The sequence below is a fragment of the Pseudomonas sp. P9_2 genome, from assembly GCF_034008255.1.
Taxonomy (GTDB): domain Bacteria; phylum Pseudomonadota; class Gammaproteobacteria; order Pseudomonadales; family Pseudomonadaceae; genus Aquipseudomonas; species Aquipseudomonas synxantha_A.
The window spans coordinates 201,864-219,319 of the sequence record NZ_CP125376.1 but is presented as its reverse complement, the minus strand read 5'-3'; the positions used below and the strand labels follow the sequence as shown (position 1 = coordinate 219,319).

The window sequence follows — 17,456 nt, the reverse complement described above, 5'->3', positions numbered from 1 at the left end:
GAAAGTTTGTACGTCCTGAAGACAAAGCTCAGTCGCTTTGATCGAACTTATTTGAGCGGGAAGGAATAAAAAACTGATGGCGTTTTGATTTGATTTTATGTCTGTAGGAGTATTTGTAAGACGGGTCTGAAACTGATGTATTTATATTCTTGTATATTTGTGACTTGAGTCTTGGGGCGATTTGGCTAGAAACCTAATTGTTTGTTTTTGTTCGGGTGGGTTGGATTGTGCTCTTTTAGGCGGGCTCTGATTTTGATGTTCAGATCATTTGTATAAACAGATGAACGGTCATTTTTGAGCGAGTAGTAGGTGTGGTTTTTCTAACGCGGGGTATCGCCCTCCCGCAGGAAACGCTTTGGTGGTCGCGCATCTGTTAGCGAAGCTAGCATGAGGAGAGGAAGCGCCGCCTTGGCAGAATCGGCCAAGCGGGCTGCCGTTCCCAGCCGTTTGCCGTTATACTCGCCGGCTTTCAAAAGTTCGCCAACGAGTGCTGCCCGCCATGGAAATCAACCCGATCCTTAACACCATCAAGGACCTGTCCGAGCGCTCCGAAACTATTCGGGGGTATCTTTGACTACGATCAAAAGCATGAGCGTCTGACCGAGGTCAACCGCGAGCTTGAAGATCCGAGTGTCTGGAACAAACCTGAATACGCCCAGGAACTGGGGCGCGAGCGCGCTGCGCTGGCGCAGATCGTCGACACCCTCGACGAGCTGAACACCGGTCTGGCCGATTGTCGTGACCTGCTGGACATGGCTGTCGAAGAAAACGACGAAGGCGCAGTGGGCGATGTCGTCGCCGAGCTGGCCCGTCTCGAGGAAAACCTCGCCAAGCTTGAATTCCGCCGCATGTTCAGCCATGAAATGGACCCGAACAACGCCTACCTGGACATCCAGGCCGGTTCCGGCGGCACCGAGGCCCAGGACTGGGCCAACATCCTGCTGCGCATGTACCTGCGCTGGGCCGACAAGCGCGGTTTCGACGCGACCATCATGGAACTGTCCGCCGGTGAAGTCGCCGGTATCAAGGGCGCGACCGTGCATATCAAGGGTGAATACGCCTTTGGCTGGCTGCGTACCGAAATCGGTGTGCACCGCCTGGTGCGCAAGAGCCCCTTCGACTCCGGCAACCGTCGTCACACTTCGTTCTCCGCCGTTTTCGTCTCGCCAGAGATCGACGACAAGGTGGAAATCGAGATCAACCCGGCCGACCTGCGCATCGACACCTACCGTTCCTCCGGTGCCGGTGGTCAGCACGTAAACACCACTGACTCGGCCGTACGTATTACCCACGTACCGACCAACACCGTGGTCAGTTGCCAGAACGAACGTTCCCAGCACGCCAACAAGGATACCGCCATGAAAATGCTGCGGGCCAAGTTGTACGAGCAGGAAATGCAGAAGCGCAACGCCGCTTCCCAGGCGCTGGAAGACACCAAGTCGGATATCGGCTGGGGTCACCAGATCCGTTCGTATGTACTCGATGCGTCGCGGATCAAGGATCTGCGCACCAACATCGAACGCAGCGACTGCGACAAGGTACTCGACGGTGATATCGACGAATACCTGGAAGCCAGCCTGAAATCCGGCCTGTAACACCCCTGTAGGAGCGAGCTTGCTCGCGATCCCCAGCCGAAGGCTGGGGAAAACGTACCTGTGATGGAATTTCAAAAGACATGAGCGACCAACAACTCGACCCGCAAGCCCTGCAACAGGAAGAAAACTCCCTGATCGCCCTGCGCAAGGAAAAGCTTGCTGCCGAGCGCGCCAAGGGTAACGCCTTCCCCAACGACTTCCGCCGCGACAACTACTGCGATGCCTTGCAGAAACAGTACGCGGACAAGACCAAGGAAGAGCTGGCAGAAGCGGCGATCCCGGTCAAGGTGGCAGGTCGCATCATGCTCAACCGTGGCTCGTTCATGGTGATTCAGGACATGACCGGGCGTATCCAGGTCTACGTCAACCGTAAAACCCTCTCGGAAGAAACCCTGGCCTCGGTGAAAACCTGGGACATGGGTGACATCATCGCCGCAGAAGGCACCCTGGCCCGTTCCGGCAAGGGCGACCTGTACGTCGAAATGACCAGCGTGCGCCTGTTGACCAAGTCCCTGCGCCCGCTGCCGGACAAGCACCACGGCCTGACCGACACCGAGCAGCGCTATCGCCAGCGTTACGTTGACCTGATCGTCAACGAAGACGTGCGCCAGACCTTCCGTGTGCGTTCGCAAGTCATTGCCCACATCCGCAGCTTCCTGATGCAGCGTGACTTCCTGGAAGTGGAAACGCCGATGCTGCAAACCATCCCCGGTGGTGCCGCAGCCAAGCCATTTGAAACCCACCACAACGCGCTGGACATGGAAATGTTCCTGCGTATCGCGCCGGAGCTGTACCTCAAGCGCCTGGTGGTCGGCGGGTTTGAGAAGGTGTTCGAGATCAACCGCAACTTCCGTAACGAAGGCGTCTCGACCCGTCACAACCCTGAATTCACCATGTTGGAGTTCTACCAGGCCTACGCCGACTACGAAGACAACATGGACCTGACCGAAGAACTGTTCCGTGAACTGGCGCAGCTTGTTCTGGGGACTACCGACGTGCCGTACGGCGACAAGGTGTTCCACTTCGGCGAGCCGTTCGTGCGTCTTTCGGTGTTCGACTCGATCCTCAAGTACAACCCTGAGCTGACCGCTGACGATCTGAACGACATCGACAAGGCTCGCGCCATCGCCAAGAAAGCCGGTGCCAAGGTGTTGGGCTTTGAAGGCCTGGGCAAATTGCAGGTGATGATTTTCGAAGAGCTGGTCGAGCACAAGCTGGAGCAGCCACACTTCATTACCCAGTACCCGTTCGAAGTGTCGCCGCTGGCGCGTCGCAACGACGACAACCCGAACGTCACTGACCGTTTCGAACTGTTCATCGGCGGCCGCGAAATCGCCAACGCCTACTCCGAGCTTAACGACGCGGAAGATCAGGCCGAGCGCTTCATGGCTCAGGTGGCCGACAAGGACGCCGGCGATGACGAAGCCATGCACTACGACGCCGACTTCGTACGTGCCCTGGAGTACGGCATGCCGCCGACTGCTGGTGAAGGCATCGGCATCGACCGGCTGGTGATGTTGTTGACCAACTCGCCATCGATCCGCGATGTGATCCTGTTCCCGCACATGCGGCCACAAGCGTAACCGTTGCGAAATCCGAAGCCGCCTTTTACAAGGCGGCTTTTTTATGTGGCGTATTCCAGCGTCACTTTTAAAGGAAGAAGTGTGGTGAACCGCGTAATGGCTCAAGAAGGTGCCGCCGGCATTGCTGCTGCCGTGGCTGAAAGCGTTCAGTACCAGGGCCGCAAGGCCAGCCGCCGGGGCAGCGAACAACGCCGCCAGGACATTCTCGATGCGGCCATGCGCATCGTGGTGCGCGAAGGGGTGCGTGCCGTACGCCATCGAGCCGTAGCGGCGGAGGCGGGTGTGCCGTTGTCGGCCACCACCTACTATTTCAAGGATATCGATGACCTGCTCACCGACACCTTCGCCCAATACGTCGAACGCAGCGCGGCCTTCATGGGCAAACTGTGGATGCGTAACGAGGGCTTGTTGCGCGAGATGGTTGCCTATGGCGATGGCAGCCCGCAGTCGCGCGCGCAACTGGCCGATGACATTGCCCGGCTGACCGCCGATTACGTGCTGCGCCAACTGACCAACCGCCGCGAATACCTGATGGCCGAGCAGGCGTTTCGACAGGAGGCCCTGCTGAACCCGCGACTGGCTGAACTGGTGCGCTCCCATCAACAGATTCTGTTGCAGGGCACCGGGCAGTTTTTTCAAGTGTTGGGCTCCCGTGAGCCGCAGCAGGATGCCAAGGTGTTGACGGCTATCATCAGTCGGATGGAATATCAGGGCCTGTTGGGCGGCGCAGAGCCTCTGACCGGTGAAGAGATGCTTGAAATCCTCAAGCGTTACATGCATCTGGTATTGGCCTCGGTCTGACAGCATTCGAGCAAAGCCTGACAACGCTCAACGTTTAAAGAGGAAGACACCGGGTGGACGATTACCAGCAGACGATACGCAGCTTGTCCGATCGCATTGTGCTGGCGCAGACACCGATCCGGGTTCTCGACGCAGTGAAGTGGGACGAGAACATCCGCCAGGGATTCCTCAAGGCCAAGGGCAAGGCCATGCCTGCCGTGGACCGCGATTACTACCTGAACCGGCCCCTGTCTTTCGATTCCAGTGCGGTGAAGCTGGAGTTCCAGAACATCGAGCGCGACATCACCCGCCGCCTGGGGCAGTTCAGCCCGGTGGGGCAGATCATGCGGCGCATGTGCCGCGAATACCGCATGGTGGTGCGTATGCTTGAAGCGCGCGGCACCGAGGACTTTGGCCTGATATCCCAGGAACTGTACGGCGCTGCCTCCGATGCGTTCCACGCTGGCGACCCGACCCTGGCAGACCTGGGGCTGATGCTGTCGGACTACCTGAACAATATCGATGGCCGGGGCGATCTGAAGGACGAAGCCAAGACCCTCACCGCCAAGGATGCGGTGAGCCTGCTGCAAACGCGTCTGAACAAGGTGTTTGGCGAGGCAGAAGAGACTATCCGCGTGTTCGAGTCCGACGGTATCGTCGCGGATGCGGCGGCGGGCGCCGACTATATCAAGATCCGCGCCGACGCGATGTTCAACGACCGCGACGTGCGCGCCCTGGAAGTGCATGAAGGGCTGGTGCATGTGGGCACCACGCTCAATGGCCAGAACCAGCCAATCTGCACGTTCCTGTCCAAGGGCCCGCCGTCGTCCACCGTGACCCAGGAGGGCCTGGCGATCCTGATGGAAATCATCACGTTTGCCTCCTATCCCAGCCGCCTGCGTAAATTGACCAACCGTACCCGCGCCATCCATATGGTGGAGGAGGGCGCCGACTTCCTGCAGGTGTTCGAGTTCTTCCGTGAGCAAGGCTTTGAAATGGCCGAAAGCTATGGCAACGCCAGCCGGGTGTTCCGTGGTTCAGTGCCGACCGGTCTGCCGTTTACCAAGGATTTGTCCTACCTCAAGGGCTTTATCATGGTCTACAACTACATCCAGCTCGCCGTGCGCAAAGGCAAGCTGGAACAAGTGCCGCTGCTGTTCTGTGGCAAGACCACCCTGGAAGACATGCGTACCCTGCGCCAACTGGTCGACGAGGGGTTGGTGGTGCCGCCCAAGTACCTGCCGGAGCAGTTTCGCGATATGAACGCGCTGGCGGCGTGGATGTGTTTTTCCAACTTCCTCAACCACTTGAGCCTGGATCGGATCGAGGCGGATTACTCCAATATCCTTTAGGTATTTCATTGAAGCAACCGGGTCAGCGTGTGGGAGGGGCTTGCCCCCTCCCACCATTGGATCTTCACAAGACTTCAGGTTTCAACTCACCTACGAGGTTTCAACGGATGAGAATCCTCGGCATCTTATGCCTGCTACTCACATTGAACGGCTGCAGCTCCTTGCTGTTCTATCCCGAGCCCGGCCTGCCCTTCACGCCGGAAAAAGCCCGCCTGCAATACCGCGACGTCACTATCACCACTGCTGACGGCCTCAAGCTCCACGCCTGGTGGTTGCCGGCTAAACCCGGCGTACCTCTGAAGGGAACGGTGCTGCACCTGCACGGCAACGGCGGTAATCTCGCCTGGCACCTGGGCGGCAGTTGGTGGTTGCCGGAGCAAGGCTATCAAGTGCTGTTGCTCGATTATCGCGGCTATGGGCTTTCGCAAGGCAAACCGTCCTTGCCGGCGATCTATCAGGATATCGACGCAGCATTTAGCTGGCTCGACAAAGCTCCTGAAACCCAGGGGCAACCGTTGATTGTGCTCGGCCAAAGCCTGGGCGGCGCGCTGGCGGTGCATTACCTGGCGGCCCATCCGGCGCGTCAACCCCAGATCAAGGCGCTGATACTGGATGGCGTACCCGCCAGTTATCGTGACGTAGGACAATTCGCCCTGAGCACGTCCTGGTTAACCTGGCCGTTGCAGGTGCCCCTGTCGTGGCTGGTGCCCGACGCCGACAGTGCAATCAATGCCATGCCCCAACTGACCGGTGTGCCAAAACTGTTGTTCCACAGCCTGGATGATCCCATCGTGCCGGTAGCCAATGGCATCCGCCTGTATCAAGTGGCCCCTGCGCCAAGGGTGTTGCAACTGACCCGTGGCGGCCATGTACAGACGTTTGCCGACAAGACCTGGCAAACCGTCATGCTGCGTTACCTGGACGACCCGCAGCACTTCAACGGCCTGCGCCGGCTGGGCGAGATTGCGAATTATCCAATTCCTAAAGTTGATTCATCAGAGAGCCCACAATGAGTGAAGAACGCAACATGATCCCGCTGATCCTCACCGGCATCGGCACTATCATCGGTACCGTTGGGTGCTTGTGGTATTACGGCTACCTGCACTTCGCCAAGCCGGAAGATGCGTTGCTGCTCAGCGACTTCACCATGCTCAAAACCGTGCCCGGTGAGGATTACAAGATCTCCCTCACGCCGGCCGCACAAGTGGCGCAGTGTGTCGACGGTGTATTGGTGATGTTTGATACCGAACAGAAGGGCTTGAGCGGCGTGCTGGTGAACAACAAAAAGCAGGCCGTGCGTTGTATGGGGGAGCAAACCCCGCAATTGCAGCAGTGAGCCTGGGTCTCACCGCCTGTGATGAGCACGTTTCTACTACCTGGCGGCGAATCCGGATAAGCCGATTGATTTCGCTGAAAGTTGCGCTTGGCGAAATTACCGGGAACCGTTTTGTGTAAAAAAGCCACAGAGGGCGATGTAACTTACACAGAAGGGGGCGGGGAAGTAGTGATCGATATTAATGTGATACGCAACATGCTGGCCATGGCCAGGGCGCATCAGGCGTTGGAGCGGCATGATGCGCAAGAGCAAGCGCGTAACAAATTGACTGGCAACCCGTCAGACGGCCCCGCAAGCGCGAAGATGATAACGCCGCCGGATGAAGACACCGATCGTCCGATCACATTTTCTTAGCCAAAAAAAACCCACCGCGAGGTGGGTTTTTTATCCGGCAACAATCAATCAGTTAGCAACGGAAGACCGTGGCTTGACTGGCTGGTTGTCGTTGGAGATGGTCACTTCAACGCGACGGTTCATGGCACGGCCCGAAACGCTGCCGTTGTCGGCAACTGGATATTCCTTGCCGTAGCCCTGGGTCACGATGCGCGAGATATCCACGCCTTGTTGAGCCAGTGCACGTTGCACGGAAGCTGCACGACGCTCCGACAGGCTCTGGTTGTACGAGTCGGAACCCGTGCTGTCGGTGTAGCCTTCAACGATCACTTTACGATCCGGGTTATCGCGCAGGAACTGCGCCAGCTTGGTGATGTTCACCAGGCCGCTGGATTTCAGGTCGGACTTGTTGGTGGCGAACAGTACGTCACCGAAAGTCACCAGGGTGCCGCGATCGGTTTGCTTGGCGTTCAAGCTGTTTTGCAGTTGCTTGATTTGCGCGTCACGGGCGTCCAGCAGGGCGCGGGCACGTTCGTCGCCGGCATTTTTCAGCTTGGCTTCGGATTCGCGCAGGACGATGGTGTCCTTGGCAACTTCAACACGCTGGTTGGTCAGGTAAGCGAGTTGGTCGACTTTCTTCTCGTCTTCGTTATCGCGGTATGCCTTGTCAGCCTTGTCCAGCCATTCGCTGGCGTCTTTGGTTTCCAAGGCTGCCAGTTTGGTGGCTTGCGGGTTGGTTTGCAGGGCCGAGAAGTTAGTCCGTGCATTTTCCAGGTTCGCGTTCGGCGGGGTGGAGCAGGCCGCCAAGGCAACGCTCATCGCCAGCAGGGCAGGGATCATCAATTGTTTACGCATAGTCGTGTCGTCCTTTCAATTCGATATCAGGTGCGATGCAATCAAGGGGCAGTGGCTTACTTCTGCATGATTGCAGCTGGGCGCATGCCTTCCTTACGCAGTTCTTCAACAGCCTTCTGAGAATCCTTCACAGCCTGTTGAGCCTTGGCAGCCTGGGCTTTACGCTCGGCGACGCGGGCGTCCCACTCGGCTTGTTCAGCCAGCTGACGAGCTTTCTCGTAGTTCTTGTCGTGCATCGCGATTTCAGCTTCTTTGAGCTTGTCCTGAGCCGACTTCATTTCCACGGCTGCAAACTCGGTACCGCCAGCGCTCACGGCGCTGTTAACGGCCGATTGGGTCACAGCGTACTGCTCGGTTGGAGGGTTGCCGGCGCAGCCTGCCAGAACGAAGCTGGTGCCGATTGCCAGCGCGGCCAATTTGAGCCCGCGCAGGTGGTTAAACGAGGATTTGGCGGTGCTGGTGTTCATCGTCTTCAACTCCATTGGATAACTCCTGAAAAACATCAAAATCCATCGTGGCGTATCGGTTGCGGGCCCGGCGGTAAAGCTCATGAGGCCAGTTCAAACGACCGTTCCACAAGTGATGGCTACTGGCTGTGACCCGAGGCTTTTTTCAAAAGTTCAGCGGATATGGCGAATTGCCTGAAAAAATATCTGACTGAGTGGTCAGTGTTCAAAAGATGGAACTTTCGCAGCGCGCAGCGGTACTCCGAGCCTGTAAAAAGCCCGGAATACCTGGGTTTGATTGACGTCAATAAAATGTTTTTCAGTGCTTCTGTTCGTCAGCGCTGGCGGACAAATCATGCAAATAGCGGCGCGACAATGTCAGAAACCTGGGTGTGAGGCCCACGTCTTCATACAGCGGATCCCCCTCTTCATCGATGGCAATCACCTGGTCGCCCTTGATATAGGGAAAGCTTTCTTCCAACTCTTCAAGGGCGGCGCCGATCAGCTCGCCGAGCAGTTCTTCGACGTGGCGCTTGGGGTACATCTCGGCAATGGCGGCCAGCCTTGCGGCAGATTCCACATCCAGATGAATCGCGTACTCAGTCTTGGTCAGGCGACCCTTGGCGGTTTCTTCCCAATGCTGGGCCAGTTCTCGAATTTTCATGGCTACCTCAATAAGCCTGCGCTGGCAGGCGGTGATGAGCGACCAGCCACCTGCGTGAATAACGCGACGGCTCATGCTTGAGACTAGCTTCAAGCCACAAGGTTTAAAGTCGTTTGCGTTCGGCCTTGTCAGAAACCGACGCCGGCGGCACTCTGGAACACCTGCGCGTCCCGGATTTCTGGCTGGAGATTGGCTGATGAGTGATATCGATGCACGCTTGCGTGAGGATGTTCACCTGCTGGGTGAACTGTTGGGCAACACCATTCGAGAGCAGTACGGCGATGACTTTCTCGACAAGATCGAGCAAATCCGCAAAGGCGCCAAGGCTGACCGTCGTGGTGCCGTCTCGGACAAGGCGGCCGGCGACGAACTGAGCGCCAGCTTGAATCAGTTGCAAGAGGACGAGTTGCTGCCTGTTGCCCGGGCCTTCAACCAGTTCCTCAACCTGGCCAACATTGCCGAACAATATCAACTGATTCATCGGCGCGATGAATCGCAACCGGCGCCTTTTGAGTCCCGGGTGTTGCCGGAGTTGCTGGCGCGCCTGAAAAGCGAAGGCCACAGCCATGAATCCCTGGCCCGGCAGTTGGCACGGTTGGAAATCGAGCTGGTGCTCACCGCCCACCCCACCGAAGTGGCTCGCCGTACCCTGATCCAGAAATACGATGCCATCGCCGCGCAACTGGCCCTCCAGGACCACCGTGACCTTACCAGCGCCGAACGCGAGCAGATCCGCGAACGCTTGCAACGGCTGATCGCCGAAGCCTGGCACACCGAAGAAATCCGCCGCATCCGGCCCACCCCGGTGGACGAAGCCAAGTGGGGCTTTGCGGTGATCGAACATTCGCTGTGGCACGCCATTCCCAATTACCTGCGCAAGGCTGACCAGGCCCTGCACGCTGCTACCGGCTTGCGCCTGCCCCTGGAGGCTGCGCCGATTCGCTTTGCCTCGTGGATGGGCGGCGACCGTGACGGCAACCCCAATGTCACCGCGCCGGTTACCCGCGAGGTGCTGTTGTTGGCGCGCTGGATGGCCGCGGATTTGTACTTGCGCGACATCGATCAGCTGGCCTCCGAGCTGTCGATGCAACAGGCCAGCCCGGCGTTGCAAGCCAAGGTCGGCGACAGCGTCGAACCCTATCGCGCCTTGCTCAAGCAACTGCGCGAACGCCTGCGTGCCACGCGCCAGTGGGCCCACGCTTCGTTGACGGCCAGCACCCCGGCGCCTGCCGAAGTGTTGCAGAACAACCGCGACCTGCTGGACCCGCTGGAGTTGTGCTACCAGTCCCTGCATGAATGCGGTATGGGCGTGATCGCCGATGGGCCGCTGCTCGACTGCTTGCGCCGTGCGGTGACCTTCGGGCTGTTCTTGGTGCGCCTGGATGTGCGTCAGGACTCCAGCCGTCACTCGGCGGCCATGACTGAAATCACTGACTACCTGGGCCTTGGGCGTTATGAGGATTGGGACGAAGACGCACGCATCCGCTTCCTGACCCAGGAACTGGCCAGTCGTCGGCCGTTGCTGCCGGGGTATTTCAAAGCGTCGGCAGACACCGCCGAGGTGCTCAATACCTGCAAGGAAATCGCCGCCGCACCGGCTGCCTCATTGGGCTCGTATGTTATCTCCATGGCGGGTGCCGCCTCGGATGTGCTGGCGGTGCAGTTGCTGTTGAAAGAGTCGGGCGTACAACGACCGATGCGTGTGGTGCCGTTGTTCGAAACGCTGGCTGACCTGGATAACGCCGGGCCGGTGATGGAGCGGCTGTTGCAACTGCCGGGTTATCGCGCGCGGTTGCAGGGGCCTCAGGAAGTGATGATCGGCTACTCCGACTCGGCCAAGGACGCAGGCACTACCGCCGCCGCCTGGGCGCAATACCGAGCGCAGGAGCGTCTGGTGGATATCTGCCGCGAACAGCAGGTGGAACTGCTGTTGTTCCATGGTCGTGGTGGCACCGTTGGTCGTGGCGGCGGCCCGGCCCACGCGGCGATCCTGTCGCAGCCACCGGGCTCGGTGGCAGGGCGTTTCCGCACCACGGAACAAGGCGAGATGATCCGCTTCAAATTCGGCCTGCCGGATATCGCCGAGCAGAACCTCAACCTCTATCTGGCCGCCGTGCTGGAAGCGACACTGCTGCCGCCGCCACCACCGGAGCCTGCCTGGCGTCACTTGATGGACGAATTGGCGGCAGACGGTGTCAGCGCTTACCGCGCCGTGGTGAGAGAAAATCCGCAGTTCGTCGAGTATTTTCGCCAGTCCACGCCGGAGCAGGAGTTGGGCCGTTTGCCCCTGGGCAGCCGCCCGGCCAAGCGTCGCGCAGGTGGGATTGAAAGCTTGCGCGCGATCCCGTGGATCTTCGGCTGGACCCAGACGCGCCTGATGCTGCCTGCCTGGCTCGGCTGGGAGGCGGCATTGAGCAAGGCGCTGGAGCGGGGGGAAGGTGAGTTGCTGGCGCAGATGCGTGAACAGTGGCCGTTTTTCCGCACGCGCATCGACATGCTGGAAATGGTGCTGGCCAAGGCCGATGCCGATATCGCCCGTCTTTATGATGAGCGCCTGGTGCAGCCAGACCTGCTGGCATTGGGTGCGCATTTACGCGACCTATTGTCGCAGGCCTGTGATGTGGTGCTTGGCTTGACCGGCCAGTCGCAGTTGCTGGCCCATAGCCCTGACACCTTGGAGTTCATCCGACTGCGCAACACCTACCTCGACCCGTTGCACCTGTTGCAGGCCGAGTTGCTGGCGCGGTCCCGTCGGCAAGAGGCGGCGCAAGACAGCCCTCTGGAACAGGCGCTGCTGGTGTCCGTGGCCGGTATTGCCGCCGGTTTGCGCAACACCGGTTGAGGTTTCTTGCGTGTTCTCAACGGCTTGCGGATCAACCACGACGACCGCCCTGAAAAGGGCGGTCGTTGTTTGAGGAGGCGGGTTGCGCTCAGGCACACCCTGTCGCTGACGTATGCCGGGTGCGGGTTTCTCCTACTTTTGGCGGCTTGTATGGTGAGGGCCCGCTGTGTATCTTGATCAGCCTTTGGCCGTTTGATCGGCCTGGACCCATATTTTTACGAGATTGGCCCCACGCGGCGAATCCGAGCGTCATCTCTATAAAAAATTGAGGAGCACATCGATGCGCGTCATTCTGCTGGGAGCTCCCGGGGCCGGTAAAGGTACTCAGGCAAAGTTCATCACTGAAAAATTCGGCATTCCACAAATCTCCACCGGCGACATGCTGCGTGCTGCTGTCAAAGCCGGCACCGAGCTGGGCCTGATCGCCAAGAGCGTGATGGACAGCGGCGGCCTGGTCTCCGATGATCTGATCATCAACCTGGTCAAGGAACGTATCAGCCAGGAAGATTGCAAGAACGGCTTCCTGTTCGACGGTTTCCCTCGCACCATTCCCCAGGCTGAAGCCTTGGTGAAGGCGGGTGTTGAGTTGGATGCGGTGGTTGAAATCGCCGTAGAGGACGAAGAAATCGTCCAGCGTATTGCCGGTCGTCGCGTTCACGAGGGTTCGGGCCGCGTTTACCACATCGTCTACAACCCGCCGAAAGTTGCAGGCAAGGACGATGTCACCGGTGAAGACCTGGTGCAGCGTAAAGACGACACCGAAGAAACCGTGCGTCATCGCCTGTCGGTCTATCATTCCCAGACCAAGCCGCTGGTGGACTTCTACCAGAAGCTCTCCGCTGCCCAAGGCAAGCCGAAGTACAGCCATATCCCAGGCGTGGGCTCGGTAGAAGCCATTACCGCCAAGGTGATGCAAGCACTGAGCTGATCCCGCCATCAGCTTTGCGTACAACGGCCCGCTTGCGGGCCGTTGTTGTTTATACTGGCGCACTTTTTCCCCATTTGGACACCCACACCGATGAGCACCCTGCTGGCCCTGGACACCGCGACTGAAGCTTGCTCCGTTGCCTTGCTGCACGATGGCAAGGTAACGAGCCACTACGAGGTGATCCCGCGCCTGCACGCGCAGAAGTTGCTGCCGATGATCAAGCAGTTGCTCGAAGACGCCGGTACCACCCTGGCTGCCGTGGATGCCATCGCCTTTGGCCGCGGCCCCGGTGCCTTTACCGGTGTGCGTATTGCCATCGGCGTGGTGCAGGGCCTGGCCTTTGCATTGGAGCGTCCGGTATTGCCGGTGTCCAACCTCGCCGTGCTGGCCCAGCGCGCATTGCGTGAACATGGCGCCACGCAAGTGGCGGCGGCAATTGATGCGCGCATGGATGAAGTCTATTGGGGTTGCTACCGCGAAACTGCCGGTGAGATGCGTCTGGTGGGCGTGGAGGCGGTGCAGCCGCCAGAAGCGGCAGGGTTGCCGGCTGATGCCAGCGGTGAGTGGTTCGGTGCCGGCACCGGCTGGGGTTATGGCGAACGCATCGACGTGCATTTGGCAGGGCAGGACGCTGCGATGTTGCCCCATGCCGAAGATCTGCTGGCGTTGGCACGTTTTGCGTTCGAACGCGGCGAGGCGATCCCGGCGGATCAAGCGGCACCGGTTTACCTTCGCGATAAAGTGGCGCAGACAAAGGCCGAGCGCGGGATTATTTGACGTCAAAAATGGGCGCATTCGACTGCAAATTTCGCCAATCGTCAGAATTTGCCGCGGTTTTTAAACCTTTTACAAATTATGTGTTCTAGTTATCACCAGAGCATTTGCGCACTATGGAAAGCGCCGCTAAATTGCCATCATTGATACCGAGTCTGCATGTATGCGTATAGACGGCTTCTCCTCACAGTCCTACCCTCTCAAGCGTAAGCCACGCAAGGCGAACGTGACGGTAGATGATTCGGTCGAGGATTCGCCGGACTTCATCGAAGTCCACTCTGAGTCGCCCTCCCGCGCCGAAAGTGCTGGAGGCGCCCGTACCAGCGGCGTTCCCGCCCGTCAGCAAGACATGGTCTTCCCCCGCTCCATGAGCAAAAGCGTTGCCACTGCCCTGGCCAGTTACCTGACCACCGCCGGCTTTGTCGAATGGGATATGGAAGTGCTGGGTCTCGACATTCATATCTGATGGGTTTGCCTTATTACATTGGTTGCCCGTCCTGGAGTGAAAACGCCTGGCGCGAGTACCTGTACCCGGTGGAGGCGCGTTCCAGCGATTACCTCGGGCTCTATTCTCAAGTCTTCAATGCGGTTGAAGGCAATACCACGTTTTATGCTCGACCTTCGGCCGCTACCGTGCAGCGCTGGGCCGAGATCATGCCGGCTGACTTTCGCTTCACCGCCAAATTCCCAGGGGATATCAGCCATGCGGGTGACTTGCGCGAGCAATTGCCTGCGGCAGAAAGTTTTGTCAGTTTGATGAGCCCTTTGGGTGAGCGCGTTTCACCGCTGTGGCTGCAGCTCTCAAAAGGGTTTACCCCGCAGCGCCTGGCTGAACTGGCCGGTTTCCTCGATGGTATTGATCGGCCATTGGCCGTGGAAGTCCGGCACGAGCAGTTCTTCGCCAAGGGAGACGCCGAGCGTATGCTCAACCGCCTGTTGCGCGATCGTGGCGTCGAGCGCATCTGCCTCGACCCTCGCGCCCTGTTCAGTTGTACGTCAACCTCGGCGGCAGTGCTGCACGCGCAATCCAAAAAGCCCAGGGTGCCACCGCGCCCGGCGGCGCTGACCCAGTTTCCCCAGGTGCGCTTCATCGGGCATCCGGAGCTGGAGGCCAATGACCCGTTCCTGATCCCGTGGGTGGAAAAGATCGCCACTTGGATCGAAGAGGGACGCACGCCGTACATATTCCTGCACACCTCGGACAACCGCCTCGCGGCACAACTGGCGTTGCGCTTTCATGCCCAGCTGATGGCGCGCCTGCCCGGCCTGCCGCCGCTGCCCACCCTGCATCGAGAGCCCGTTGCGCAGCAACTGGGGTTACTCTAGGGGGCGTTCTCAATTAGTTTCCCCGTCGGGGAAACTAATTGAGAACGCCCCCTAGACATCCGATTTTTCAAGGATTGAGCCGTGGGTTCGATAAAAGGGCTGGGCCTGCTGTTGCTGCTGGCGGGCGCTTTTGCGCTGGGCGTCTGGCGTGGCTGGGTGCCGATGCCGGCTGAGTGGAACCCCTGGGCACCCCTGGATGTGCGCGCCAGTCCCAACCTGCTCACGCGCTACAAGCTCAGCCGTTTGCAGGATGATCCGGCGCTGTGTGACCAGGTCTTGAAAACCGCCGGCCTGCGGGTCAGCCGTCAGGCGGATACCGCTGCCGATGCGGCGTGCCCGTTGCGCAATGTCCTGCGTGTGCAGGGCTCTGAGGTGGCTCTGAGCAGCAGTTTTCTGGCCAGTTGCCCCCTGGCTGTGGCGTTCGCGTTGTTCGAGCGTCACAGCCTGCAACCGGCGGCCCAGGCAGTGTTCGGTCAGGCGGTGAGTCGGGTCGAGCATTTGGGCAGCTTTGCCTGCCGTAATGTTTACAACCGTGCCGACGGGCGTCTGAGCCAACATGCCTCGGCCAATGCCTTGGATATCGCCGGTTTTCGTCTGGCGGACGGGCGCAGCATCAGCGTGTTGAAGGACTGGCCGGGGGAGGGCGACAGTGCGCGTTTCCTGCGCAGGGTGCGCGATAACGCCTGTGATGATTTCAACGTGGTGCTGAGCCCGGACTACAACGCGGCTCACCGCAACCATTTTCATCTGGATATGGGGCGATGGTGGGTGTGTCGCTGAGGCTTAAGCGGCCAGGCGCAGGTTGTGGGTCACCAGTGGGCGCGCCCAGTAGTAGTCGAAATCCAGCGCCTTCTGTTGCGCCATCAGTTCTTCTTCGGGGTATGGCTCGGCAGCCGGTGGCAACAGGTCCAGTTCGAACTCGGCAATCGGCAAGTGCAGTGTGCGTGGCTCGGGAGCCGGGCCGGGCTCTGGTAGTGGTTGGCCGGCGTTCAGCACAATCGGGCGGACCCAACCGCTGTCGAAATCCTGCTGGCGCTGCTGGGCGACGAGTTCTTCTTCCGGGAAGGGTATCGGCGCCGGTGGCAGCAACTCGGTTTCGAATTCGGCAATCGGCAGGAACAGCGGCTCAGGCGGGGCGATCTCGGTGTCTTTCACGTCACACTCACGCTGGGTGAGGATCTGCGAGAGCATGTCGGCGCCTTCGCCGGGTTCGACCGAAGGGTCGGCAGGTGCAGGCGCCTTGGCGGCCAGTGCCCGCGGCGTTTCACCGAGCTGTTCGGCCAGCGCCCGGGCGAAGAAGTCCTGCCACACATGACTCACCCCGGCCAGCGCTTGAGTATTGCGCAGGCCGTAGTGGTTGTGGGTCGGCAGTACGCCGATGGTTAGGGGAAGAATGTCTGACATTTTTCTCGGTCGACGCTCAGCTCTGGCAAAATACCTGACTGCTGTTTTTATCGGCCGCTGTTTGCCGATCCTTAATATTTTTGAGCGTAGCGATTGATGAACGAACAACCAGCGGCCAGCCGCATCCAGGTCGAGGCGTTGGCCGAAAGTTTCCAGGCCTGCGCCGAGCAGTGGGCTTCGCTGCTGGGCTTGCCTTTACAGGTGGCGGATGCGGATTTTTCCCTGCAAGTGGGCGAGCAGGGCCTGCAATTGCAGCAGCTTGGGCCTGATGCGCCGGGGCCGGTGCGGGTCGACTTTGTCGAAGGCGGCGCGGCGCACCGGCGTTTATATGGCGGTGGCAGCGGGCAAATGATCGCCAAGGCCGTGGGCATCGCCCAAGGCGTACGGCCCAAGGTGCTGGACGCCACGGCCGGGTTGGGCAAGGACGCGTTCGTATTGGCCAGCCTGGGGTGCGAGATGAGCCTGATCGAACGCCAGCCGTTGATCGGTGCCTTGCTCGAAGACGGCCTGGCACGCGCTGCGCAGGATTTTGAAGTGGCACCGATTGTGGCGCGCATGAAGCTGCTCAAGGGCGACTCCATCGATGTGATGCTCAATTGGGAGGGCGAGCCGCCCCAGGTGATCTACCTGGACCCGATGTTTCCACACCGTGAGAAAACCGCCCTGGTGAAGAAGGAAATGCGCCTGTTTCGACCGTTGGTGGGCGATGATCCGGATGCACCGGCCTTGCTCGCTGCCGCCCTGGCTTTGGCCAGCCACCGTGTGGTGGTCAAGCGCCCGCGCAAGGCGCCGTGCATTGACGGGCCCAAGCCGAGTCATGCGTTGGATGGCAAGTCCAGCCGCTACGACATTTATCCCAAGAAAGCGCTCAAGCCATAAGCTGCAAGCAACAGCACTCATATTCGTGATGCTGCGAGATCCAAATGTGGGAGGGGGCTTGCATCCCGATGGCGGCCTCAGGGCCGACCAGGATGTTGGATTAGACCGAGTACATATCCGTTATTCAGGTGACGGCCGCTATTGGTTCCGCTTTTACAGCGGGTCACTTTGGAAAAGAGCCCCAAAGTAACCAAAAGGCTCTTGCCCCACCACTCGGCACCTCGCTTAGGCTCGGTGTGCCCGTAATCCGCCAGTGATTTGGGGGGGCGCCGCCACGCGCCATCCATGGCGCGGGGCGGCTAAACCGGCATCCCTGCCGGTTTACCCCCCAAATCCCTGTCGAATTCCGGCCAGCGTGG

The 17,456-nt window shown here is 59.5% G+C and carries 18 protein-coding genes; 14 read left to right on the top strand and 4 right to left on the bottom strand.

The genetic code is table 11. The features are described from left to right. Positions 1–499 precede the first annotated feature (499 nt). The 7 genes from prfB (at position 500) to QMK52_RS00960 (ending at position 7,000) form a co-directional block, all read left to right on the top strand. Positions 500–1,595 (top strand): peptide chain release factor 2 gene (gene prfB / locus QMK52_RS00990; RefSeq protein WP_098465888.1). Its coding sequence is split into 2 segments (ribosomal slippage): positions 500–571 and positions 573–1,595, totalling 1,095 coding nucleotides; the frame shifts between segments, so codons are not numbered across the junction. Positions 1,596–1,675: 80 nt separating this feature from the next. Further along, positions 1,676–3,178, top strand: a complete 1,503-nt coding sequence (lysS, locus tag QMK52_RS00985; protein ID WP_005785507.1) for a lysine--tRNA ligase — start codon at positions 1,676–1,678, stop codon at positions 3,176–3,178. A gap of 84 nt (positions 3,179–3,262) precedes the next feature. Beyond that, complete coding sequence (locus QMK52_RS00980; RefSeq protein ID WP_005785508.1) at positions 3,263–3,979, top strand: TetR/AcrR family transcriptional regulator; 717 nt, start codon at positions 3,263–3,265, stop codon at positions 3,977–3,979. Positions 3,980–4,032: 53 nt separating this feature from the next. Beyond that, entirely contained in the window at positions 4,033–5,310 is a 1,278-nt protein-coding gene (locus QMK52_RS00975) for a flavohemoglobin expression-modulating QEGLA motif protein (RefSeq protein WP_005785511.1), read from the top strand. Positions 5,311–5,417: 107 nt separating this feature from the next. Then, the gene (locus QMK52_RS00970; RefSeq protein ID WP_005785512.1) at positions 5,418–6,323 is read left to right on the top strand and encodes an alpha/beta hydrolase; all 906 of its coding nucleotides are present in this window, start codon (positions 5,418–5,420) and stop codon (positions 6,321–6,323) included. Next, positions 6,320–6,646 carry a hypothetical protein gene (locus QMK52_RS00965; RefSeq protein WP_005785514.1) on the top strand — a complete coding sequence of 109 codons (327 nt, stop codon included), beginning with the start codon at positions 6,320–6,322 and terminating at the stop codon, positions 6,644–6,646. The genes QMK52_RS00970 and QMK52_RS00965 overlap by 4 nt, the downstream gene beginning before the upstream one ends. 87 nt (positions 6,647–6,733) lie before the next feature. Continuing rightward, positions 6,734–7,000, top strand: coding sequence for a hypothetical protein (locus QMK52_RS00960; protein ID WP_194440214.1), 267 nt, complete (start codon positions 6,734–6,736; stop codon positions 6,998–7,000). A gap of 48 nt (positions 7,001–7,048) precedes the next feature. On the opposite strand, the gene QMK52_RS00955 is transcribed toward QMK52_RS00960, so the two are convergent. The 3 genes from QMK52_RS00955 to QMK52_RS00945 all read right to left on the bottom strand — a co-directional run bounded on the left by QMK52_RS00955 (position 7,049) and on the right by QMK52_RS00945 (position 8,944). Next, positions 7,049–7,834 (bottom strand): OmpA family protein, encoded by a 786-nt coding sequence (locus QMK52_RS00955; protein ID WP_005785517.1) that lies wholly within the window; start codon positions 7,832–7,834, stop codon positions 7,049–7,051. A 56-nt stretch (positions 7,835–7,890) separates the two neighbouring features. Further along, complete coding sequence (locus QMK52_RS00950; protein WP_005785519.1) at positions 7,891–8,316, bottom strand: DUF4398 domain-containing protein; 426 nt, start codon at positions 8,314–8,316, stop codon at positions 7,891–7,893. Positions 8,317–8,599: 283 nt separating this feature from the next. Next, a complete protein-coding gene (locus tag QMK52_RS00945) occupies positions 8,600–8,944 on the bottom strand; it encodes a pilin assembly protein (RefSeq protein WP_320403726.1) in 345 nt (114 codons plus the stop codon). 196 nt (positions 8,945–9,140) lie between these two features. Between QMK52_RS00945 and ppc the strand changes: the two genes are divergently transcribed. The 6 genes from ppc to QMK52_RS00915 all read left to right on the top strand — a co-directional run bounded on the left by ppc (position 9,141) and on the right by QMK52_RS00915 (position 15,594). Next, the gene (ppc, locus tag QMK52_RS00940; RefSeq protein WP_194440215.1) at positions 9,141–11,786 is read left to right on the top strand and encodes a phosphoenolpyruvate carboxylase; all 2,646 of its coding nucleotides are present in this window, start codon (positions 9,141–9,143) and stop codon (positions 11,784–11,786) included. 280 nt (positions 11,787–12,066) lie between these two features. Next, a complete protein-coding gene (gene adk, locus QMK52_RS00935) occupies positions 12,067–12,714 on the top strand; it encodes an adenylate kinase (protein WP_005785523.1) in 648 nt (215 codons plus the stop codon). A gap of 90 nt (positions 12,715–12,804) precedes the next feature. Then, positions 12,805–13,491: a tRNA (adenosine(37)-N6)-threonylcarbamoyltransferase complex dimerization subunit type 1 TsaB gene (tsaB, locus tag QMK52_RS00930; RefSeq protein WP_005785525.1), complete on the top strand. Its 687-nt coding sequence runs from the start codon at positions 12,805–12,807 to the stop codon at positions 13,489–13,491. 160 nt (positions 13,492–13,651) lie between these two features. Next, a complete protein-coding gene (locus tag QMK52_RS00925) occupies positions 13,652–13,954 on the top strand; it encodes a hypothetical protein (RefSeq protein WP_032803303.1) in 303 nt (100 codons plus the stop codon). Beyond that, complete coding sequence (locus QMK52_RS00920; protein WP_194440216.1) at positions 13,954–14,814, top strand: DUF72 domain-containing protein; 861 nt, start codon at positions 13,954–13,956, stop codon at positions 14,812–14,814. Before QMK52_RS00925 ends, QMK52_RS00920 begins: the two co-directional genes overlap by 1 nt. Before the next feature lie 81 nt (positions 14,815–14,895). Next, positions 14,896–15,594 carry an extensin family protein gene (locus QMK52_RS00915; RefSeq protein WP_005785530.1) on the top strand — a complete coding sequence of 233 codons (699 nt, stop codon included), beginning with the start codon at positions 14,896–14,898 and terminating at the stop codon, positions 15,592–15,594. Between the two features lie 3 nt (positions 15,595–15,597). On the opposite strand, the gene QMK52_RS00910 is transcribed toward QMK52_RS00915, so the two are convergent. After that, positions 15,598–16,218, bottom strand: coding sequence for an energy transducer TonB (locus tag QMK52_RS00910; protein WP_194440217.1), 621 nt, complete (start codon positions 16,216–16,218; stop codon positions 15,598–15,600). A 96-nt stretch (positions 16,219–16,314) separates the two neighbouring features. Between QMK52_RS00910 and QMK52_RS00905 the strand changes: the two genes are divergently transcribed. Continuing rightward, positions 16,315–17,097 carry a class I SAM-dependent methyltransferase gene (locus QMK52_RS00905; RefSeq protein ID WP_005785532.1) on the top strand — a complete coding sequence of 261 codons (783 nt, stop codon included), beginning with the start codon at positions 16,315–16,317 and terminating at the stop codon, positions 17,095–17,097. Positions 17,098–17,456 lie beyond the last annotated feature (359 nt).